This is a genomic window from Polaromonas potterensis, from assembly GCF_033446725.1.
Lineage (GTDB): Bacteria > Pseudomonadota > Gammaproteobacteria > Burkholderiales > Burkholderiaceae_C > Polaromonas.
Genome location: NZ_JAWQLX010000003.1, coordinates 72,168 through 93,653, shown reverse-complemented (window position 1 = coordinate 93,653; position 21,486 = coordinate 72,168). Strand labels below are relative to the sequence as shown.

20 protein-coding genes, 1 tRNA gene and 1 riboswitch are annotated in these 21,486 nt (G+C 63.4%); of the genes, 13 read left to right on the top strand and 8 right to left on the bottom strand.

Going from position 1 to position 21,486, the window contains the following annotated elements; all coding sequences use genetic code 11:
• Position 1 precedes the first annotated feature (1 nt).
• Together R6254_RS06550 and R6254_RS06545 are read left to right on the top strand one after the other, a co-directional pair.
• Positions 2 to 820: an ABC transporter ATP-binding protein gene (locus R6254_RS06550; protein ID WP_318405367.1), complete on the top strand. Its 819-nt coding sequence runs from the start codon at positions 2 to 4 to the stop codon at positions 818 to 820.
• A complete protein-coding gene (locus R6254_RS06545; RefSeq protein WP_318405366.1) occupies positions 817 to 2,616 on the top strand; it encodes an AMP-dependent synthetase/ligase in 1,800 nt (599 codons plus the stop codon). The genes R6254_RS06550 and R6254_RS06545 overlap by 4 nt, the downstream gene beginning before the upstream one ends.
• 8 nt (positions 2,617 to 2,624) lie before the next feature.
• On the opposite strand, the gene R6254_RS06540 is transcribed toward R6254_RS06545, so the two are convergent.
• Positions 2,625 to 2,777, bottom strand: a complete 153-nt coding sequence (locus R6254_RS06540; protein ID WP_318405364.1) for a hypothetical protein — start codon at positions 2,775 to 2,777, stop codon at positions 2,625 to 2,627.
• 110 nt (positions 2,778 to 2,887) lie between these two features.
• Positions 2,888 to 3,004: riboswitch (TPP riboswitch) on the top strand.
• A gap of 62 nt (positions 3,005 to 3,066) precedes the next feature.
• Between R6254_RS06540 and R6254_RS06535 the strand changes: the two genes are divergently transcribed.
• The 9 genes from R6254_RS06535 (at position 3,067) to R6254_RS06495 (ending at position 10,764) form a co-directional block, all read left to right on the top strand.
• Complete coding sequence (locus R6254_RS06535) at positions 3,067 to 4,149, top strand: LuxE/PaaK family acyltransferase (RefSeq protein ID WP_318405363.1); 1,083 nt, start codon at positions 3,067 to 3,069, stop codon at positions 4,147 to 4,149.
• Complete coding sequence (locus R6254_RS06530; protein WP_318405362.1) at positions 4,146 to 5,600, top strand: acyl-CoA reductase; 1,455 nt, start codon at positions 4,146 to 4,148, stop codon at positions 5,598 to 5,600. Before R6254_RS06535 ends, R6254_RS06530 begins: the two co-directional genes overlap by 4 nt.
• Positions 5,601 to 5,607: 7 nt before the next feature.
• Entirely contained in the window at positions 5,608 to 6,357 is a 750-nt protein-coding gene (locus tag R6254_RS06525; protein ID WP_318405361.1) for an ABC transporter ATP-binding protein, read from the top strand.
• Positions 6,351 to 7,130 (top strand): ABC transporter permease, encoded by a 780-nt coding sequence (locus R6254_RS06520; protein WP_318405360.1) that lies wholly within the window; start codon positions 6,351 to 6,353, stop codon positions 7,128 to 7,130. The genes R6254_RS06525 and R6254_RS06520 overlap by 7 nt, the downstream gene beginning before the upstream one ends.
• Positions 7,127 to 8,107: an ABC transporter substrate-binding protein gene (locus R6254_RS06515; RefSeq protein ID WP_412103119.1), complete on the top strand. Its 981-nt coding sequence runs from the start codon at positions 7,127 to 7,129 to the stop codon at positions 8,105 to 8,107. Before R6254_RS06520 ends, R6254_RS06515 begins: the two co-directional genes overlap by 4 nt.
• Before the next feature lie 17 nt (positions 8,108 to 8,124).
• Positions 8,125 to 8,892, top strand: a complete 768-nt coding sequence (locus R6254_RS06510) for a 3-oxoacyl-ACP reductase (protein WP_318405359.1) — start codon at positions 8,125 to 8,127, stop codon at positions 8,890 to 8,892.
• A gap of 228 nt (positions 8,893 to 9,120) precedes the next feature.
• On the top strand, positions 9,121 to 9,555 hold the full coding sequence (locus tag R6254_RS06505) for a carboxymuconolactone decarboxylase family protein (RefSeq protein WP_318405358.1): 435 nt from the start codon (positions 9,121 to 9,123) through the stop codon (positions 9,553 to 9,555).
• A gap of 4 nt (positions 9,556 to 9,559) precedes the next feature.
• Entirely contained in the window at positions 9,560 to 10,453 is an 894-nt protein-coding gene (gene sigJ / locus R6254_RS06500) for an RNA polymerase sigma factor SigJ (protein WP_318405356.1), read from the top strand.
• Positions 10,454 to 10,688: 235 nt separating this feature from the next.
• Positions 10,689 to 10,764 (top strand) — tRNA-Arg (locus tag R6254_RS06495).
• A gap of 82 nt (positions 10,765 to 10,846) precedes the next feature.
• Here the strand turns inward: R6254_RS06495 and R6254_RS06490 are convergent.
• From R6254_RS06490 to R6254_RS06465, 6 genes are all read right to left on the bottom strand, one after another.
• Positions 10,847 to 14,719 (bottom strand): translocation/assembly module TamB domain-containing protein, encoded by a 3,873-nt coding sequence (locus R6254_RS06490; RefSeq protein WP_318405354.1) that lies wholly within the window; start codon positions 14,717 to 14,719, stop codon positions 10,847 to 10,849.
• Positions 14,720 to 16,690 (bottom strand): autotransporter assembly complex protein TamA, encoded by a 1,971-nt coding sequence (locus R6254_RS06485; RefSeq protein ID WP_318405352.1) that lies wholly within the window; start codon positions 16,688 to 16,690, stop codon positions 14,720 to 14,722.
• Between the two features lie 20 nt (positions 16,691 to 16,710).
• Positions 16,711 to 17,925, bottom strand: coding sequence for a vWA domain-containing protein (locus tag R6254_RS06480; RefSeq protein ID WP_318405350.1), 1,215 nt, complete (start codon positions 17,923 to 17,925; stop codon positions 16,711 to 16,713).
• A gap of 101 nt (positions 17,926 to 18,026) precedes the next feature.
• Entirely contained in the window at positions 18,027 to 18,623 is a 597-nt protein-coding gene (locus tag R6254_RS06475; protein ID WP_318405349.1) for a GNAT family N-acetyltransferase, read from the bottom strand.
• Positions 18,620 to 18,859: a hypothetical protein gene (locus R6254_RS06470; RefSeq protein WP_318405348.1), complete on the bottom strand. Its 240-nt coding sequence runs from the start codon at positions 18,857 to 18,859 to the stop codon at positions 18,620 to 18,622. Before R6254_RS06470 ends, R6254_RS06475 begins: the two co-directional genes overlap by 4 nt.
• A 4-nt stretch (positions 18,860 to 18,863) precedes the next feature.
• Positions 18,864 to 19,706 (bottom strand): AAA family ATPase, encoded by an 843-nt coding sequence (locus tag R6254_RS06465; RefSeq protein WP_318405347.1) that lies wholly within the window; start codon positions 19,704 to 19,706, stop codon positions 18,864 to 18,866.
• A 134-nt stretch (positions 19,707 to 19,840) separates the two neighbouring features.
• On the opposite strand from R6254_RS06465, the gene R6254_RS06460 reads away from it, so the two are divergent.
• Complete coding sequence (locus tag R6254_RS06460) at positions 19,841 to 20,515, top strand: c-type cytochrome (protein WP_318405346.1); 675 nt, start codon at positions 19,841 to 19,843, stop codon at positions 20,513 to 20,515.
• Positions 20,516 to 20,590: 75 nt separating this feature from the next.
• Here R6254_RS06460 and R6254_RS06455 read toward each other — a convergent pair whose 3' ends face one another.
• Entirely contained in the window at positions 20,591 to 21,025 is a 435-nt protein-coding gene (locus R6254_RS06455) for a DUF1841 family protein (protein ID WP_318405345.1), read from the bottom strand.
• Between the two features lie 178 nt (positions 21,026 to 21,203).
• Between R6254_RS06455 and R6254_RS06450 the strand changes: the two genes are divergently transcribed.
• Positions 21,204 to 21,425: a hypothetical protein gene (locus R6254_RS06450; protein WP_318405344.1), complete on the top strand. Its 222-nt coding sequence runs from the start codon at positions 21,204 to 21,206 to the stop codon at positions 21,423 to 21,425.
• Positions 21,426 to 21,486: the final 61 nt, after the last annotated feature.

Genomic DNA, 21,486 nt, shown 5'->3' with positions numbered 1-21,486 from the left:
CATGAGCTTGCCGCACACGGACCACGTCCTCGAAGTCAACAACATCGAGGTCATCTACAACAAGGTGGTGCAGGCCTTGCGTGGCCTGTCGCTGGCCGTGCCGCGCGGCCAGATTGTGGCTTTGCTGGGCAGCAATGGCGCCGGCAAGTCCACCACCCTGAAAGCGATTTCGGGCCTGCTGGCACTGGAGGACGGGGCGCTGGAGAGCGGTAGCGTGTTGTTCAACGGCCAATCCACGGCGCGGCTGCAGCCTCAGCATTTGGTGCGTCAGGGCCTGTCACATGTGATGGAAGGGCGGCGCGTGTTCGAAGACCTCACGGTCGAAGAAAACCTGGTCGCCGCCACCTACGCGCTGACCGGCCGGCCGGAGCTCAAGCCTGACTTCGACCTGGTCTACAGCTATTTCCCGCGCCTGCACGAGCGGCGCAAAGGCCTGGCCGGTTACCTCTCGGGCGGCGAGCAGCAGATGCTGGCCATAGGCCGGGCGCTGATCGCCCAGCCGCAACTGATCCTGCTCGACGAACCCTCGCTGGGCCTGAGTCCCAAGCTGGTCGAAGACATCTTCGGCATCATCGCGCGTATCAATGCCGAGCGTGGTGTGTCCATGTTGCTGGTTGAACAAAACGCCACCGTGGCGCTGGCCGTGGCGCACAGCGGCTACATCATGGAGAACGGAAAAATTGTCATCGACGGCACGGCCGAACGTCTGGCGAGTGACCCCGACGTGCGCGAGTTTTACCTCGGCATGGGGGGGGGCGGCGAGACCCGCAGCTTCAAAAACATCAAACATTACAAGCGCCGCAAGCGTTGGCTGTCATGAAGCTTCCCGAATTGACGCTCCCACAGATGCTGCGCGAACGCGCACGGGCCATGCCCGAGCGTATTGCCATCCGGCAAAAAGACTTCGGCATCTGGAAACCGTTCACCTGGGACTGTTATTACCGGCGCGCCGGCCATTTCGGCCTGGGCCTGCGCGGCCTGGGTCTGTCCGACGGTGGCCATGTGGGGGTGTTGTCCGAGAACCGCATTGAATGGGTGCTGGCGCAGATGGGCGCGGGCCTGATAGGCGCCGTAGCGGTGGGGGTCTACCCCACCAGCCCGTCGCCCGAGGTGGCTTATGTGGTCGCCCACGCCGACATTGAAATCATGGTCTGCGAAGACCAGGAGCAGACCGACAAGGTGCTCGAAGCGCTGGACCAGTTGCCGCGCCTGCGCAAGATTGTGGTCATGGAAACCAAGGGGCTGCGCAGCTTTGCGCCCGAGCTGCGTGGCCTGATCGTGAGCTTTGACGAAGTCGAAAAAGCCGGCGCCGCGGCCGGCCAGCCCGCGCTGATCGACGCCGCCCTGGCGCGCCAGAAACTGGACGACATAGGCCTGATGATTTACACCTCGGGCTCCACGGGCAAACCCAAGGGCGCGATGATTTCCTACCGCAATATCCGCGGCGTGGTGCCCGGCATCCTCGAGCGCCTGGGCATCACGGACCAGACCACGCACCTGTCCTACCTGCCGCTGTGCCATGTGGCCGAACAGATGTTGACGACCTTTGTGCCCATGTACACCGGCGCCCAGGTCCACTTCGGCGAATCCATACGCACGGTGCAGGAAGATCTGCGGGAAATTGCGCCCACCTTGTTTCTCGGTGTGCCGCGCATCTGGGAAAAATTACACGCCAGCATCAGCATCAAGCTGCAGGAAACCGGCGGCCTGCGCCGCAAGTTGTTCGACACGGCGTATGCCGCCTGCCAGCCGCTGGCCGAGAAGCCGCGCAGCGCCTGGAGCCTGGCCGACAGGTTCACCTTCGGGGTCAGCTACTGGGCGATCTTTCGCGCCTTGCAAAACTTCATCGGCCTGCGCCAGGTGCGTATCGCCCTGACCGGTGCGGCGCCGATTCCGCCCGACGTGGTGCGCTTCTTCCGCGTGTTGGGTGTTCCGCTGATCGAGGTCTACGGCTTGACCGAATCCACCGGCATGGTGCTGGGTCATGATCCGCGTGACGTGGTGATTGGCACGGTGGGCATCCCCATCTTGGGTGTGGAGCATCGCATTGGCGAACAGGGCGAACTGCAATTACGCGGCGACATGGTGTTTGCCGGTTATTACAAAAATCCCGAGGCCACGGCCGACAGCATTCGGGACGGCTGGCTGCATACCGGTGATGTGGTGCGCGAGGAGCGCGGCCAGCTCAAGATCGTGGACCGCCTGAAAGACATCATGATCACCGCGGGCGGCAAAAACCTCACACCGTCCGAGATCGAAAACACCATGAAGGGCAGTCCTTACATCAAGGAATGTGTGATCGTGGCCGAGGGGCGCAAGTTTGTTGGTGCGCTGGTGATGATTGACTACGAGACCGTGGGCAAATGGGCCGAGGCCCAGCGTATTGCCTTCACCCACTTTCGTTCGCTGGTCGAGCTGCCGCAGGTGCGTCAACTGATTGATGCCGCGATTGGCGAGGGCAACCAGCGCCTGGCCCAGGTGTCGCAAATCCGCAAGTTTCATTTGTTGACCAAGGAACTGGACCACGACGATGGCGAAGTCACCGCCACCATGAAGGTGCGGCGCTCCAGCATCTACAAGACCTACGCGGCCGAGATCGAGGCGCTGTACCACTAGGGTTTTGGTCAGGCGCGCTGGCGGTGGACCCGGCGGCCAATCGCGACAGCGGTTTTGATGTTGCGGGTGACAACAGGTCGGCCGGCTATTTTTACAAGCATTTCAGGCCACCAGCCCTTATCCAGCGGGCGCAAACAGCTATCAATAGGGTAGCGATCCATGTGCCTCCGCCACCCGCCGGTGTCTGTGGCGGGGGCCACATACGCTTGACCCTGCTGGCATCTGCCTGGGATGCGCCGTTTGGCCGCGCCGGCCGCATTCCGCTAGAATTTGACCTGCTCCGGGGTGCAGCCTTGCTGGTGACAGCAAGGGTGGCTGAGATGGTCAGAACCAAACCCGCGAACTTGAATCGGTTCATACCGACGTAAGGAGAGCTGCCAGACACCCCCAGTGGGCGTGGCACATCTTTCGGAGCACTTGTTTTTCAACAGGCAACCGAAAGTGTGACGCATGGCTTCTTCTCCTTTGATCGCTGACCTGCAGGCCTACCTGGCCGCCGACCACCCGTCAGAAGACGCGTTTGAGTCACAGGCCCTCGCGTTGTTCGCCCATCAATACCAGAACAACCTGCCTTTCCAGCGCTTTTGCCAGCAACGCGGCAAAACCCTACGCACCGTCAAAAGCTGGCGCGACATCCCGGCCGTGCCCATCAGTGCGTTCAAGGCGCTGACCCTGAGCTGCATCCCTGCGGAGCAGGCCGAGCGCACCTTCATGACCAGCGGCACCACGCAGGCCGAGGTCAAGGGCAAACACCATCACCCGACACTGGCGGTGTATGACGACTCCATGATCCGCAATTTCCGGCAACGTTTCATGCACGGCAGCGATCAAAAAATCCGCATGGGCCTTTTGTTCCCGGATGAAAGCTTGTTGCCGAATTCTTCGCTGGCCCACTACCTGGCGCTCGCGCTGCGTGAGTTCGGCACGGACGGCAGCCACTACCTGCTGACGCAAGACGGCCTGGACCACACGCGCCTGATCGCCGAGCTGGAAAATGCACAGCAGAGCGGCGAGCCTTATGCGCTGCTGGGTGCGAGCTACAGCTTTGTGCACCTGCTGGATGAGTTGCAGCGCCTGGGCAAAACCTTTGTCCTGCCGCCGGGCAGCCGTGTGCTGGACACCGGCGGCTTCAAGGGCCAGTCGCGCGAGCTGTCCATGCCGGATTTTTATGCGCAGCTTTCTGGCGTGCTGGGCATCGCCGCCAGCCAGTGCATCAACATGTACGGCATGACCGAACTGAGCACGCAGTTTTACGACGCGGGCAACGCCGTGCTGCCGTCGGTCAAATCCGGTCCGCACTGGATTCGCACCCGCGTGGTCGAACCCCTGAGCGGCGAGGAACTGCCGCGCGGCGAGCAGGGCATTCTGGCGCACTGCGACCTGGCCAATTTCAATTCCGTCACCACCCTCCTGACCGAGGACGTGGGGGTCGCGGTGGACGGCGGCTTTTTGCTGTTGGGGCGTGCAGAGGGCAGCGCGGCCAAGGGTTGTTCGCTGGCGGTGCAGGCGTTTTTGCAGGCGGCCACGGCATGACACTGCTGCGCGAAACCGCTGGCTACCTGCCGGGCCTGCAAGCCGGGGACGTGTTGTGGCAGACGCTGAGATTCGAGGGCAAACACGACACGCTGGAGGTCGCGGTTCCCGTCCTGACGCAAGAACAGACGGTGGCCCTGATGGCGCGGGTGCGGAGTGCCAGCCGTTCGTATTTGAAGTCGCTGACGGTGGCGCAAATCATTGACATCATCGACCGCGCCATCGCACGTTTGCTGGACCCGCAAGACCCCTGGCGGCAAAAGGCCAACACCTTGTTGCCGCTGGTGACGGGTTACGACGCTGACATGGTGCGTCTCGGCCTCACGGGTTACCTGAAAACATTCCGCAAGCCGCAGCTCCAGCGTTTCCTGGTCGAAGACTTCGGCAACCCGCAGCTGCTGGACGACTTTGCGCCGCGCGCCAAGGGCGGCTTTTCCAAAGCCTTCGGTGCCGATGTGGCGGTGCATGTCTGGGCCGGCAATGTGCCCGGCCTGTGCCTCTGGAGTTTGATCTCCGGCCTGCTGGTCAAGTCGGGCACGGTGGGCAAGGTGGCCAGTGCCGAGCCGCTGCTGGCCGGTTGGATGGCGCAGTTGCTGGTCGAAGTGAATCCGGGGCTGGCCGACTGCCTGGCGGTGGTCTGGTGGAAAGGCGGGGACGAGGCACGTGAGAGCTTATTTTTCAAACACGCCGATCTGGTGTTGGCCTACGGCGGCAACACCGCGCTGGAACAGCTGCGGCGCCAGGTGCCCATCAGCACGCGGTTTCTGCCCTTCGGCCACAAGCTCAGTTTTGGCATCGTCGCCAGGCAGGCGCTGGATGCGCGCAAGGCCATCAAGACCGCCCAGCAGGCCGCTTACGACGTGATGCGTTACGACCAGCAAGGCTGTTATTCGCCGCATGTGTTTTACGTGGAGCGTGGCGGAAAAATCAGCCCCGATGAATTTTCGCGTTATCTCGCGCATGAACTCTCGGCCTTTGAAAAGAAATACCCACGGCGCACCCTGAGCTTGTCCGAAGCGTCCGACCTCGCCGGCTGGCGCCAGGCGGAAGAATTCGTGAGCCTGTCGCCAGAGGGCCCGGATGTGGCGGGGGAGGGCGACTGGACCGTGGTCTACAACAACAGCTTGCAGCCGCTGGCCCCCAGCGCGCTGAACCGCAGCATACGGGTGGTGGCGGTGGACCAGCTGGCCGACGTGCTCCCGCTGCTGGCACCGCACCGGGCTTTCCTGCAAACCGTGGGTGTGGCTGCCGCGCCGCGCGAGCTGTTTGCACTGGCCGAACAACTCGGCCGCGCTGGCGTGACACGTATCTGCGCGCTGGGCCAGATGAGCTCGCCCGAGGCCGGTTGGCACCATGACGGGCGCTTCAGCCTGCTGGATCTGGTGCAGATGGTGGACGTCGAGGTATCGGCGGAAGCCGCCTCGGAAACCTTCGCGCCTTATGTCGACTAGGGCCGCCATGACTTTTCTCGACATGCGTGCGGTGAGTTACAGCTACCCGGCTTACCCGAATGTGGTGAGCCAGGTGGACTGGCAGATTGCGCGCGGCGAGGTGCACAGCCTGGTCGGCCGCAGCGGCTGCGGCAAGACCACGCTGCTCAAGCTGGCGGCGGGCCTGTTGCGGCCGGATGCCGGACAGATCAGCGTGGACGGGCAGGCGCTGTGCAAGCCGGGTAGCCAGCTGGGCTTTGTCTTCCAGGCGCCGACCTTGTTGGAATGGAAGACGGTGATGGACAACGTGTTGCTGCCGGTCACCTTGCAACGCAAACCCCTGCCGGCCGATCGGACGCGTGCCGACGAGCTGCTGTCCCTCATGGGGCTGTCCGGTTTTGGCGAACGGTTTCCGACCGAACTGTCGGGTGGCCAGCAAAGCCGGGTGGCCATCGCCCGTGCGCTGCTGCTGGCGCCTTCGCTCTTGCTGCTGGACGAGCCTTTCGCCGCCCTGGACGCGATCACGCGTGAAGAGCTGCAGGACGACCTCCTGAGCATCTGCCGCCTGGCACACACCACGGTATTTTTCGTGACGCATGACATCACCGAAGCGGTCTACCTGGCCGACCGGGTGGCCGTGATGAGCGAGGGGAAAATCACCGAAGACCTGCCGGTTGATCTCCCCTGGCCGCGTCATCACGACCTGCGCTACGGCGCGGCCTTCAACACCCTGTGCGCCCGGGTGCGCCATGCGATGGATGGGCTGGTGTCATGTTGAGTCAGCGCCTGAGTCGTCTGGCGAGCGGGGCGCTGTTTGTCGCCCTGGTGCTGGCCTGGGAACTGCTGGCGCGCGGCTCCCGCCTGTCGGCCCTGGTGTTGCCGGCCCCGTCGGTGATCTGGGATGCCTTGTGGACCGGCCTTCGCAGCGGTTATTTCTGGCCACACCTGCTCCACACCGGCAGCGAGTTGTTGCTCGGTCTGGCCATCGGGACTGCCGCAGGTTTGCTGGGCGGCATCGTGATGGGTGAGTCGGCCTTTCTGCGGCGCCTGCTGTTTCCCTATGTGGTGGTGAGCCAGGTGGTGCCCAAGCTGGCGCTGGCACCGCTGTTCATCGTCTGGTTTGGCTTTGGCATGACCTCGACCGTGGTGATCACGGCGCTGATCTGCTTCTTTCCCCTGATGGAAAACATGCTCACCGGCCTGCAGCAGGTGGACCCGCGCAAACTGGAGCTGTTTCGCATGCTGGGCGCCACCCGCCTGCAAACCCTGCTGCGCCTGAAGATTCCTTCGGGCCTGCCGGTCATCCTGGCCGGCTTTCGCGTGGCGGTGGTGCTGGCCCTCGTGGGCGCGGTGGTGGGCGAATTTATTGGCGGCAGCAAAGGTCTGGGTGCGCTGATCATTGCCTCGCAGGGAATGATGGACACACCCCTGATGTTTGCCGTGCTGCTGCTCATCACCGTGCTGGGTTTGCTCGTTTATCAATTGGCCATCGGCCTGGAGCGGTTGCTGCTCTGGCCTCATTTAAAAAATCAGACAAGGACTCAAACATGAAGCGCATCACCTCTCTTCTTCGCGCCGCGGCCGCCACGGCTTTGCTGGCCTGCGGCATGGCACAGGCCGCCGACAAAGTTGTCGTGGCCGGCTGGAGCCAGCCCATCACCGAGATCACCAACCTGCTGGTCGAGGAAGACAAGGGTTTCTTCAAGGCCAAAGGCATAGACCTCGGCTACGTGCCGGGCGCCGGCGGCGGCGACGCGATCCGCAACATGCTGACCGGCCAGGCCACCGTGGCCTTTACCGACCCGGGCTCCTTTTTTGCCGCGCTGGACAAGGGCGAGAAGCTGCGCGCGATTTATGACATTTACCCGCAAAACGTGTTCAACGTGGTCTCGCTCAAAGGCAGCAACATCACCCAACCGGCCGACCTCAAAGGCAAGAAGATCGGTGTCTACAGCCTGTCCAGCGGTACGCGGCAAAACCTGCTGGTGCTGCTGCAACAAGCCGGCCTGACCGAAGCCGACGTCACCATCGTGGTGACCGGCCTGCTCAACTTCGCGCCGCTGATGCAGGGCCAGGTCGATGCCACCGCCGCCACCGACACCGGCCTGCTGGTCGGCCGGCAAAAAGGCCTGGGTGAGGTCCATGTCATGGCGGTGCGTGATCATTTGAATATTTCGAGCGACCTGTTTGTGGTGACGGAGGCGACATACCAGGCCAAAAAAGACGTGCTCAAACGGTTCCTGGCCGGCTACCGCGACAGCATGGCCTGGATGATCGCCAACCCCGACGAGGCTGCGGCACTGGCTGCCAAGCGCGCCATCGACGGCAAGAACCCGGCGATCAACCGCGAGGTGATTCAACTGCGCAACCTCGCCAGCGTGTCGGCCACCACGCAGGCGCGTGGCCTGGGGGCCTTGGACATGGCCATGTTTCAGAAAGCCGCCGACAGCTACAAAAAGCTGGGCTTGATCCAGCGCGACGTCAAGGCCTCGGACGTGATCATGCAAGACCTGCTACCGCCAAAATAAGCAGGACGGGCCACACCATGAAATTCAAAGGCAAAGTTGTGCTGGTCACCGGCGCCGGCCGGGGCATAGGTGCTGCCATCGCGCGGGCCTTCGCTGCCGAAGGCGCATTGGTGGTTGTCAATTACCTGCAGAACGCAGCCGCAGCCGAGGCTGTGGTGGCCGACTGCCAACAACTGGGCGGTGACGCCTGGGCGCTGCAGGCGGATGTCAGCGACGCCGCTGCCGTCAACACCCTGGTGGCGCAGGTGCTGGCCGAGACCGGCCGCATCGACGTGTTGGTCAACAACGCCTTTGCGGCCTACAGCTTTGATCCCGAGCAGCGCAAGCTGTTCTGGGAGTTGGACTGGGCGGATTACCAGCAGCAGTTGGACGGCGCCGTGCGCGCCACCTTCAATGTCTGTCAGGCGGTGCTGCCACATTTCAAAAAACGCAGCCAGGGCGCCATCATCAACCTGGCCAGTGACTTGGTGGAACGCCCCAGCGTGCCCTACCACGACTACACCACCGCCAAGTCCGCGCTGATCGGCTTCAGCCGCAACCTGGCGGCCGAACTGGGCCCGCTGGGCATACGCGTCAACTGCGTGGCCCCCGGCCTGGTCTACCCCACGGCGGCCAGTCAGCAGACCAAGGAAGAAGTCAGGGACATGCTCATCGCCCAGACCCCGCTGCGCCGCATCGCCACGCCCGAGGACGTGGCCGGACCGGTCTTGTTCCTCGCCTCCGACTGGAGCGGCTTCATGACCGGGCAGACGCTGTTTGTGGATGGTGGCCTGGTGATGCGGTGAGGGGCTGGTATTTACAAGCCTTTTGAGGCTCTATCCCATATCGGGCGGGCGCAAGAAGCTATTAAATATATAGCGACTGATCGTGCCCGAGCCGGGTCAAACAGCGCAAGCTGCCGTACTCCCAGGGCCTGAATCAGGGTTGATTCAGGTTTTTTGGGGGGCACGCGTCACAAATGGCCAAGCTGAATCGTCAATACGGTGTCACCTCCAACTTTTAAAGGAAACACCATGAGCACGACCACAGCCCCCGTCCGCCACGACCTCACCATTCCCGATGTCTTTCAGTCCCTGATCAACGTGCGTGAGACCGTGGACCGCCACGGTTTCAGCAAGACCATTCACCACCTGGTTCATTTACGGGCATCGCAGATCAACGGCTGCGCGTTTTGCGTCAAGATGCATACACGCGAAGCCCGGCAAGACGGGGAAAGCAACGACAGGCTGGACCGGCTGGTTGTCTGGACGCATGTCAGCGACTTCAGTGAGGCCGAGAAAGCCGCTCTGGCCTGGACCGAGGCCTTGACCGTGCTGGACCCCAAAACCGACTACGCCCCGCTGCGTGCCCGGCTGCGCGCTGTTTTCAGCGACAAGGAGATCAGCGTTTTGACCAGTACCATTGCCATGATCAACCTCTGGAACCGCATCCAGATTTCAGGACACTGAACCCATGCCCGGCGCTGACACCACGACCATCTTTGAGGAACGGCGCCGCCACCTGTTTGGCTTGGCCTACCGCATCCTGGGCTCGCGCGCCGATGCGGAAGACGCTGTACAGGACACCTTCCTGAAGTGGCAGGGCGCTGACCACGCGGCCATAGACACGCCGGCCGCCTGGCTCACCACCCTCTGCACGCGGCACTGCATCGACATGCTGCGGGACGCGCAGCGCAGCCGCGTCGACTACATCGGCACCTGGTTGCCCGAGCCGATCCAGACCAGCATCGGCGATACGCCCGAAACGCACGCGTTGCTGGTCTCGTCGCTCAACACCGCTTTCCTGCTGTTGCTGGAGCGCCTGACGCCCAAAGAACGTGCGGCCTACCTGCTGCGCGAGATTTTCGACACGCCTTACCCGGAGGTGGCCGGCATGCTGGGTATCGAAGAGGCCGCATGCCGCAAGCTGGTCTCGCGTGCCCATGCCAGCATCGCGCAGGACAAGGTACGGCACGTCACCGCACCGCAGGTGCAGAACGGCCTGCTGGACGCTTTTCGCGAAGCCATCACCGCCGGCAGCACGGACTCCCTGGCCAACCTGCTTTCTGAAGACATTGCCCTCTGCGCCGACAGTGGCGGCAAGGTTGCGTCCATCGAGGGCGTCATACAGGGCAAGGGCAGCGTGCTCGCCCTCATCGCCGGTCAGCTGGGCCGTTACTGGGCCGCCTACGAATGGCAGCCCTGCGAGATCAATGGCGGCCGCGCCATACAGCTGCGCATGAACGGCGAGATCGTAACGGCCATTACCTTCGCCTACAACGACGAAGGCCAGGCCACGAATATCTACATCATGCGCAATCCCGACAAGCTCGACGGGCTGGCCTTCGGGCCGGAGGTCTTGTCATGAGGATGCCACGCTGCGGCGGGACGCGAGCCGGAAACGCCGTTTTGCAGGTTTTTCAGGCCTCCGGCCCTTATGTGGCAGGCGTAAGCAGCTATTAAAAAGATAGCTATTTTTAGGGGCCCGCTGATGACCAGAAAGCGGCTCCGCCCGTGCGGTTTCGGATTTCGCGACCTGGACGAGCCAGGCGCATGTGCATGGGGGCCGCACCCCGTCGCCCGCCTTGGTAAACTACGCGTCTGCCTTTGTAGCTCAGTGGATAGAGCGATCCCCTCCTAAGGGATAGGTCGCAGGTCCGATTCCTGCCAAGGGCACCATCTTTTATTCAACGCGATCAGCCACACGGTTTAGCCCTTAGGCAGGTTGGCGCTTGAATCACTCCCTCGCTAGCCAAGCCCTTCAGTCGTAAGAGAAGGTGTAGATCAGGTCCACCGCCGCTTGGTCGCCCGCTTGTGCCCGCACGGTAAAACGTTTGGACAGGTCGTAAAACACGAACAGCGTGCCGAAGGCGCCCGACAGGCTGCGTTCGTAAGCGGCGTAGAAGTTGCGCGAGAAGCGTTTGCCCAGGGTGATGGCGCCGCCGCTGGCGCTGTTTTCACCGCTGCCGAAGGACAATTCGTCCAGCCCGAACGCGCTGGCCAGCCCACCGGAGGGGCTGCCGCTTTTGCTGCCGAGCAGGGCAAGCGCCGCCTGTTGCAGCAAGGCGGCTTCAGCGCCGCCGCTGGCGCCGGCGTGGCCTAGCACCAGCCAGGACAATTTTTCCGAATCGGACATCTCGGGCTGGGCGTACAGGCGCACGGTGGGCAGCAGGGCGGTGCCAATGATCTGCACACCCACACGCTGTGTCATGTTGGGTCGCACAGCCAGAATGTCCAGCGCGGGGTTGTCGATGGGGCCGGTAAATCGCAGCACGCCCTGCTCGACGTCAAGGCGCTGGCCATAGGCGCGGTATTGTCCGCCGACGGTGCGCACGGTGCCGACCAGCCGCGGCGCGGTGAGCGATTCACCGGACAGCGCCAGGGTGCCGCGCACGCGGGTGTCCAGGCCTTTGCCCTCGATGCGGAAGTCGTTGCCCAGGTCCAGGTCCACCGCGATTCTCACTTTGCGCGGGTCCGGGCGGGCTTCGGCGGTGGGGGCGGCTTGGGCGGGGGCCTGTTTGCCCAAAGCGGCGCCACCGACATTACGCACCAGCACGTCGCTGCCCAGCTCGGGCCGGCCTTCGTCGGGCAGCAGGATACGCGCCTGGTCCACACGCAAGGCGCCGGTGACTTCCATCAGTTGGTCGTTGAGGCGGGTCTGCAACTGGCCCGACGCCGTCAGCTGCCTGTCGGTGCGTATGCTGGCGCGCAGCTTGTCGAGCCGGGCGCTGAGTGTCACCAGCGGCTTGCCGTTGACCCAGCCGGCCTCGCCCTGCGCGGTGAGCAGGCCACCCGTGCCTTTGTCGCCCGCACCTTGCAGCGTGAACTCGCTGATGCGCATGCGGGTGCCGTCCAGCGTGGCGCGCAGCCGGCCGTTGCCGAATTCGATGCCGTCGACCACCGAGCGCAGCGCCAGGTCGTCGGCGCGTAGCTCGCCCGCCAAATGCGGCGCGCTGCGTGTGCCGGAAAACGTCAGGCTGGTACCCAGTGAGCCGCGCAAGCGCCAGCCCGGCGGCGCCAGCACCGACCACGCGCCTATGCGCGGTAACTGGGCGCGCAACTGGCCGTTGAGGGGTGCGTCGGCGGGCCAGGTCCAGCCGCCCTGGCCTGGTGGCGCTTTGGCCGTGGGCGGCGCCGCTCGCTGCAAGCGGGTGCGCAACTGGCCTTCGGCGTTGCCGGCACGTTCGCTGTCCCAGCGCAAGGCCAGGGTCACGGCCTCGCCTTCGCTGCGCAGCGTCAGGCGTGCATCGCGAATGCCGGCCGCCACACGGCTGGCCGTGCCCTGGCCGTCTTCGGCCTGGACGGTGAGGTCGCCGCTGCTGCGTGCCAGCACGGCGTTGAGGCGCAGGGTCGGGCCGATCAAAGCGTCCCACTCGCCGTCAAACACCAGGTTGCCGGCCAGGCCCGCGCCCGCCAGTTGCGGGCCGGCGAGTAATTCGATCCAGGCCAGCGGCAAACCCTTGAGCGTGCCGGCGGTGGTGATTTCGCCGGGGCGCCAGCGCGCCGGTTGCCAGGCCAGCACGGCTTGTGAGGGCGCTGCGCTGCCAGCGGACGTGGGGGCGATCAGCAAGGCTTGTCCGGCGCCGGCCTCGAAGGTTGCCGCCGAAGCGCGCAGTGTGAAGTCGCGCTGAGACTCGATGCGCCAGGCGCCAGCGCCCAGCGCCGGGTCTTCCACCGACAGCTTGAGTTGTTTGACCAGCGCCTGCCAGGCCGTGACCGACCAAGGTGAGTTGCGCGCTGCGCCCGCCGCACCACCTTCAGCCGCCAGGCTTAATCCGAAACGCCGTGTACCACTTTCGGCGCGTCCCTGCAGCGCTAACTGGGCCTGGCTCAGGCGCCCGTTGAGACTGGCCTGTACGGCGCGTAGTTTCAGCGCAGGTGCTGGCGTGCTGCCGGCTGCCGTGTTGGCCCAGTCCAGCGAGGGCAGCGTCAGTTTTGCGTTGAGTTGGGGATCCTTCCAGCCGCCTTGCCAGTCCACGCGCACGTCCCCCTGGCCTTGCGTATCGGCTGTTTTCAGCATCGCACCCAGGCCGGGCAGGGTGCGCAGCCAGCGCAAGGCCTGGTTGGCGTCGCCTGCCTGCAGGGTCAGCTGGCCAGCGCCGCGGGTGGGGTGCAACTCGCCTTGTACGCTGGCCTGCAGGCCGGGGGCGGTGAACTTCAGCTGACCCTTGCCGCCCTGCGCCTTGGGCTGGAACTGGCCGGAGGCATTGAGCTCGGCATCGGTGGTGCGCAGTTGCAATGCTGCGAGATCCAGCGTGCCGCCCGCTTGCCGGGGATGCCAGGTGCCTCGGGCCAGCAGGTCACGCAGGCGCAGCTGCGCGAGGGGCTTGTTTTGGGGGCGGGTGTCGGCAGCGGCCTGCAGCTTGGTGTCGAAAATGATAGCGTCGCCGTTGCTGCTTGCCGCGGCCGTACCGGTGACAGCTTGCGGGGCCAACTGTGTATGGAGCGCTGCCGCGTTGATACCCTGAAAGTTGGCATCCACTTTCCAGCCACTGGCCGCTGTGGCCGACGACGTGCCTGCCATCCATTGCCCGCTGGCCTGCAAGCGGCCGCCGCCCAGTTGCGCGTCGAGGGACTGCAGCAAGACCTGGCTGCCACGCCATTCGCCGCTCGCCTGCAACTGCGCCAACGGCAGCTGCTGCTGGTCCCAGGGGCCGGGCAGGGCATTGCGCAGAGCGGCGGTGATTTGCCAGGTGTCGGTGCTGCCGGGTTTCACGCTGGCGTTGCCGGTCAGTTGTGTGCGGGGTGCGTCGGGCCAGAACATGGCGGCATTGAGGTCGCGAAACGTGGCTTGGGCCTCTGGCAACGGCTGCACCGCCCAGGGCATCACGCGTGCCGTGGCCTGGGCCTCGGGCCGCAGTCCTGGCGCGGCGGCGCCGTCGATGCGGAGTGCGGCCGCCACCTGCAGCTCGGCCAGCGGGCCTTTGGCCGTGGCCTCCAGGGCCAGGGGCAGGCGGGTGGTGCTGCCGGGCACGTCGGCTTCCAGCGCACCGGACAGTTGGGCGTCAACGGCCATGTCGCCGCTAGACGCGATGCGAACCCGGCCCTGGTAGCGGCCGCCAGCCACTTGCACGTTGGCCAGGTCCAACTGGTGTTCGCTGCCGCTGTAGGCATAACGCCCGCGCAGACCGATGACCTCCACCGCCGGCGGGCCGACCCATTCGATGCGGTCGGCGGAAAACGTATCGAGTGTGATGGGCAGGGGAAGACGCAACGACGGCGGCGGCCCGGACGGTGCCGTGGCTGGACGCTGGTCGTCAATACGCAGCAAGGCGGCCGAAAAACGTGCCAGCGTCAGGCGTCCCGACAACAGCGATCGCGCATGCCAGGCCAGCACGACGTCGGTGGCCGTCACGCGCAAGCCGGCGGTGTCCTGCCAGTGCAGACGGCCCACGCGACCGCCTGTGCGCAGCGCGCCGCTGACCTGTTCAACAACCAGAGGCTGCGAGCGGGCGGCCCAAGCCAGGGCAGTGGCGAGCGAGCCTTCGGTACCCGACCACCACCAGGCGGCGCCCAGCAAGCCGGCCGGCACCAGCACCACGGTGCCCAGAACCGCGAGGATGGCACGACGCCAACGCGGGCGGCGTGGCGGGTCGCTTGCGCGGGTTGTGGCGAGGGGAGGAGGCTTTTTCATTTAGAACACAAACCCCACGTTCATGTGCAGCCGGAATTTTTTGGGACGGACGCCGTAGGCCAGGTCGATTTGCAGGGGACCGATGGGGCTTTTCCAGCGCACGCCGGTACCCACACCGACCGCGACCTGGTTGCGCAGGTCGGCGGCCTTGTCGGCGACGTTGCCGGCGTCGATGAACACGGTGTTTTCCCAGTCGGTGGGCAGTCCGTCTTTCATGATGGGGCGTTGCCATTCGGCGCTCGCCACGGCCATGTAGCGCCCCGGTCCAACCACCCCGCCGGGCAGGGTGATGCCGATGTCACGCAGACCATAACCACGCACAGTGGTGTCGCCGCCCGTGCGAAAGAGCTGCGTGGCCGGAACACGCGCCTCATCGCTGGCCAACACGGCACCAACTTCGGCGCGTAGCGCAATGCGGTCGCGCTGCAGCGGCAAAATGCCCATCCAGCGCGCGTTGGTGCGCGTGAAGGGGTAGCGGTGCGTGCCCAGGGTGGTGCCGGCGCCGAACTCGATCCCGATGCCATAACCTCGGCGCGGAAACGGCAGGCTGTCGAAATAACGGCCGGCCCAGGCGAAGTTGGCGGTGATTGCCGAGCCGTCGCCAGTGCCCACGTCGGTCGTTGAGTTGACGCCGCTGCCCTGGATGCTCGCGCGGTCGTATTGCAGGTAGAAGTTGCGGTCGATGTTCTGGGTGTTTTGCGCCCGCCCGACGCGCAGGCGCTGCGCCCGTGTGATGAGGGCGCCGTCGTCCAGCCGTTCGGCGCGGCCCAGGGCCACCCAGCGCCAGTTGTCTGCGTCGGGAATGGTGGTCCACTCGGTTTGCGCAAACGGCGATTTGCGCTCCAGCTGGAGTTTGGTCGTGGCGCGCCAGTTGAGGCCCGACACATTGTTGTGGGTGTGTTCTATGGAGGCGCGTGGCCCGCTGTCGGTGGTCAGACCCACACCGAGAACGATTTTTTGCAACTTGGCTTCACGCACCTGCACCTGTACGGGGGCGGCGGCGGGGTCGCTCTTGGGGTCCACAAAAATAGAGACAGAGTCAAAGTAGCCGCTGGCGGCCAGGCGTTGCTGCGCGTCCGTCAGCTGGCGTTGGTCGTAGACGTCGCCGGGTGTGAGCTGCGCCAGGCGCTGCACCAGCAACGGGTCGTAACGCTCGACGCCGCTGACCTGCAGCGGCCCCAAACGGTAGAGTGGCCCCGAGTTGAGTGTCAGGCTCAATTGGGCGCTGCGCGCGGGCGCATCCACGTCGGCCAGGCTGTAGGAAATGTCGCCCGCCGGATAACGCTTGGCCACCAGTTCGCGCAGGGCCTGGGTTTTTGCGCTGTCCCAGGCGTCCTGCGTGAAACGCCGACCGACCGGCAGGCGCCAGTTGCGCTCGATGGATGTGCGCTGGGATTGCGCCTGCGGGTCCGGGGAATCGCCAATGTCGCCCATGAAGGCCATGCCGACCTTGGCGATCTGGGTGGCTTCGCCGGGCACAACCGTCACCACGATGGTTGGCCGCTGGTTGGCTGGCGCGCTGCGGGTGATGCGGATGTCGGGGCTGAAGTAACCCAGGGTGCCGACCAGGTTGCGCACGTCACCTTCCGCCAGCACCACCAGTCGGGCCAGCTCGGCGTCGTCGAGGTCGGTGACCGCGCGGTAGCGCTGCAGCTGGAGGTGGCGCTCCAGCATGCCTTGCAACTCGGGCGGCGCCTCGATGCGGATATCGAAGGCCGTGACGTCGCTGCCGGCGTCGGTCGGCCCGACCGATCCTTCCGGTGTGGGCGGCAGGGTCACGCTGGCGGGTGGCGGCTCGGGGGGCGGTGCGGTCTGGGCTGCACCAGAAGGGGCGAGCGTGGTGGCGGTCACCGGCGGGGCAGGCGCGACTGTTTGCGCTGCGGCGGCAGAAGCCAGGAGGAAAAGGGCGAGAGCGGCAATCGATGCCGCGCCTGCCGCTCTCCAGGCGCGGTAAATGCTGGAAGGGGTCACCTTTCCAGTTTACTTGAGCGCTACTTCGACAGCAGGCGCATCGCCTCTTCAAGTCCCTTGATGGTCAGCGGGTACATGCGCTGGTTGACCAGTTGCTGGATCACGCTGATGCTCTGGCGGTATTGCCAGACGCCTTGCGGCTCGGGGTTGATCCAGACGAATTTCGGGAAGGCGTTGGTCAGCCGCTGCATCCATTCCGCGCCAGCTTCCTCGTTGTTGTATTCGACACTGCCGCCCGGCTGCAGGATTTCATAGGGGCTCATGGTCGCGTCGCCGACAAAGATCAGCTTGTAATCCTTGTTGTATTTGCGAATGATGTCCCAGGTCGGAAACTTTTCGCTGAAACGGCGGCGGTTGTTCTTCCACATGAAGTCATAAACACAGTTGTGGAAGTAATAAAACTCGATGTGTTTGAACTCGGTCTTGGTGGCCGAGAACAACTCTTCGACGCGGCTGATGTGTTCGTCCATGGTGCCGCCCACGTCCATCAGCAGCAGCACTTTGACGTTGTTGTGGCGCTCCGGCACCATCTTGATGTCGAGCCAGCCGGCATTGGCCGCGGTGGACTTGATGGTGTCGTCCAGGTCCAGTTCTTCGACATGGCCTTCACGGGCAAACTTGCGCAGGCGGCGCAGCGCCACCTTGATGTTGCGCGTGCCCAACTCCTGCGTGTCGTCGTAGTCTTTGTAGGCACGCTGGTCCCAGACCTTGACCGCGCTTTTGTTGCGGCTTTTTTCCTGGCCTATGCGTATGCCTTGCGGGTTGAAGCCGTTGGCGCCAAACGGCGAGGTGCCGCCCGTGCCTATCCACTTGCTGCCGCCTTCGTGGCGTTCTTTTTGCTCTTCAAACCGCTTTTTCAGCGTTTCCATGAGCTCGTCCCAGCCCATCTTTTCGATCTTGGCCTTGTCTTCGGGGCTGAGCTCCAACTCCAGATTTTTCCGCAGCCACTCCAGCGGAATGTCCTTGGTGAAGTCGGCAATCATCTCCACACCCTTGAAGTAGGCCGCAAAGGCGCGGTCGAACTTGTCGTAGTGTTTTTCGTCCTTCACCAGCACCGTGCGGCTCAGGTAGTAGAAATCGTCGATCTTGTAGGCGCCTTCGCCCATCTCGCCGTCCAGCTTGCCGCTGTTGGGCCCGACCACACCGGCCTGCAGCGCTTCGAGCAGCATCAGGTATTCCTTGACGGAGACCGGCAGCTTGGCGGAACGCAGTGTGTAGAAAAAGTCGATCAGCATGGTGTTATTTTCCGCTGAGTTTTTCCGCCGGGCCGCCCCAAGGGAAAACAGCCCCCTTTAGGGGCAGCGTATTACACGAAGTGAAAAGCGTGGGGGCCATATTACTTGCGGGGCTTGTCGAGCATATACAGCAGCTGCGCCTTGACCTCCGGCCATTCGCCGGAACGCAGGCTGTACATCACCGTGTCACGAATGGTGCCGTCGCGCCGCAAGGCGTTGCCGCGGATCACGCCATCTTTTTTGGCGCCCAGGCGTTCGATGGCGCGTTGTGAGGCGTGGTTGAAGTTGTCGGTGCGCCAGCCGACCACGTGGCTGCCCAGAGTCTCAAAAGCATGCGTCAGCAGCAGGAGTTTGCAGGTGGTGTTGACATGGGTGCGCTGGCAACGGGCGGCGTACCAGGTGTAGCCAATCTCGACACGTTTCACGGCCGGCAAGATGTCGTGGTAGCTGCTGGTTCCCAGCACGGTGCCGCTGGCTTGGTCGCGCACGGCGAAGGCAAAACGGTGGCCGGCTTCACGGCCCTCGAGGGCGTCTTCGATGTAGGTGCGTGTCTGTTCCGGCTCGGGCACGGAGGTGATGCGCAGATTCCACAACTCGCCGTCAGCGGCCGCGGCGCGCAGGCCGGCTTCGTGTTGCAGCGCCAGGGGCACCAGCTCCACGCCCCGGTCGGAAAGTGTGACTGCTTGGACAAAACTCATGCGTCTTTGCTCCGCTTTTTTTCTTGCGCACGGCGCCAGCGCCGCGCTATTTGCAGACCGAGGCCGCCGCCCAGGCCCACCAAAACGATGCCTGCGATGGTGCTGTTGCCATAACCGGACGCAAAAATATCGAAGCCGAAAAAACGGCCCAGCCAGAAGCCGATCAAGGCCCCGCCGACAAAACCGACAGCATCGGACAGGCCTTCAAGCAGGAGTTTGGGGGTGTCGGCAGCCATGGCTTTAGCGGTTGTGGCGCTGCATGAACACCAGTTTTTCAAACAAGGTGACGTCCTGCTCGTTTTTGAGTAGCGCGCCGACCAGCGGCGGCACGGCCACCTTGTCTTCCTTGCTTTGCAAAGCTTCGAGTGGGATGTCTTCGGCCACCAGCAGCTTGAGCCAGTCCAGCAGTTCACTGGTAGACGGTTTTTTCTTCAGGCCGGGTAGGTTGCGCACGTCGTAAAAGGTTTTCATGGCCGCGGCCAGCAACTCTTTTTTCAGACCGGGGAAATGCACGTCCACGATTTGTTTCATCGTGTCGGCATCGGGGAACTTGATGTAGTGGAAGAAGCAGCGGCGCAAAAACGCGTCAGGCAGTTCTTTTTCGTTGTTCGAGGTGATGAACACCAGCGGCCGGTGTTTGGCCTTGATCAGCTCGCGGGTCTCGTAGCAGTAAAACTCCATCCGGTCGATCTCGCGCAGCAAGTCGTTGGGGAATTCAATGTCGGCCTTGTCGATCTCGTCAATCAGCAGCGCCACCGGCTCATCGGCCGTGAAGGCCTGCCAGAGCACACCTTTGATGATGTAGTTGTGGATGTCCTTGACTTTGGCGTCGCCGAGTTGCGAGTCGCGCAGGCGCGACACCGCGTCGTATTCATACAGGCCTTGCTGCGCCTTGGTGGTGGATTTGATGTGCCATTGCAACAGTGGCAGCTTCAGCGCTTCGGCCACTTCCTCGGCCAGCATGGTCTTGCCGGTACCGGGCTCGCCCTTGACCAGCAGAGGCTTTTTGAGAGTGGCGGAGGCATTGACGGCAAGCATCAAATCCTGGGTGGCGACGTAGTTTTTGGAGCCTTGGAATTTCATGGTGGATGGCGAAGTGAGCTTGGGAAGAAGCGAATCTGCGGTGATTGAGCGGGGTCAGGACTTTGCCGCAGCAGGCCCAGATATAATCGATGGCTGTTTTATATAACAAATTTTCACCTGATTGTGCGCGCAAAATGAATAAGCTGTTCACCACGATATTTGCCGTTGCTGTCTCATTTGTGACGGTTGCAGCCCATTCCCAAGACATCAAGGGTGATGCCAAGGCCGGCGAGGCAAAAAATGCCATGTGTATCGGTTGCCATGGCATCAAGGGCTACCAGGCCAGCTTCCCCGAGGTCTACAAGGTGCCGATGATTTCGGGCCAAAGCGACAAATACATTTCTGCCGCCCTGCATGCTTATCAAAAGGGTGAGCGCAAGCACCCGTCGATGCGCGGCATCGCCGATTCTCTGAACGACCAGGACATCGCTGATCTGGCCGCTTATTACAGCCAGCACGGCTTGGCGCAAGATGCCGCCCCGGTGGCCAGAACCGCCAAAACGCCCAGCCCTGAAGTGGCTGCCTTGCTGAACAAGGCCAATTGCGCGTCCTGCCATGGTGCCGATTTCAGCAAGCCGATTGACCCCAGCTACCCCAAACTGGGTGGTCAGCATGCGGACTACCTGTTTGTGGCGCTGAAGTCCTACAAGTTCGAGAACAACCCCAAAGTGGGTCGCGGCAACGCCATCATGGCGGGCATGGTCAAGCAGTACAGCAATGCCGAACTCAAGCAGTTGGCCAAGTACCTGTCGTCCGTGGAAGGCGACCTGAAGGTTGTGCCACAGAGCGAGTTCCGGTTGAAGCGCTGAGTCCCCGCCGCATCATCAAAAAAGCCGCTGATTCAGCGGCTTTTTTCATGGGTCAAACGCATGCGGCAAGCCGCCTCAGTCCCGCGTGGCGTGGCGCTGCACGCAGTCGATATAGGCCGCGCCGTCGGGCGGGCGACCGGCGCGCTGGCTTTCCCAGACCATCTGGCCCAGGCAGTCCATGGTTTCGTGGTGCGCCTCGTGCAGCGAGTTGCGCCGTGCGGTCAGCAACTCGACCGCCTGCCGGATGCCGCGCGGCTGGTCGATAGAACACTGCTCGCTGATCGACAGGTGCATGGAAATGTGCAAAAACGGATTGGTTTTGCCGGCCTCCACGTCGTACATTTTTTCCAGCGCTGCGTCGGCATCGGCGAAGTCGGCATGGTATTCGGGATGTTCTTCTATCCATTGACTCGCTATGATTTCAATAGCTTCCAGCGCCTGTCCTGAGCTGGCTTTGGCATAAACAGAGCAGAAAAACCGGCGAACATCGGCTTGCGAAGGTGTGAACATGCGGTAAGCGTAGCACGGGGTCTATGTCCGATGGTGGTGTGGTGTTTCATGCACGGGAACGCGGCAGGCGGCCATGTCCTACGCGCTTTGGGCGGGCCATCGCGTAGATTACGTCCACGGCAGCGCGATCCCGGCAAGCGTGCGCCGGTCCATTTCATCACCCGGCGAGGAGACCTTCATGAATCCAATCAGAATCACAGGCGTTGTTTTAATCGTGCTCGGGCTGGCCGGCTTTTTCACCGGCGGCTTCAGTTTCACCAAAGACACCACGGCAGCCAAGATTGGCCCGATTGAATTGACCGTCAAGGAAAAGCAGTCGATCACAATTCCGCAATGGCTGAGCATGGGTGCGGTCTTGCTGGGCGCCGTGGCGCTGGTGATGGGCGGCCGCAAGCCCTGATTTCACGGGCAGCAAGCGTGGGGAGGTTTTTCCGCAGGGCCGCCCCAAGGAAAAATGCACC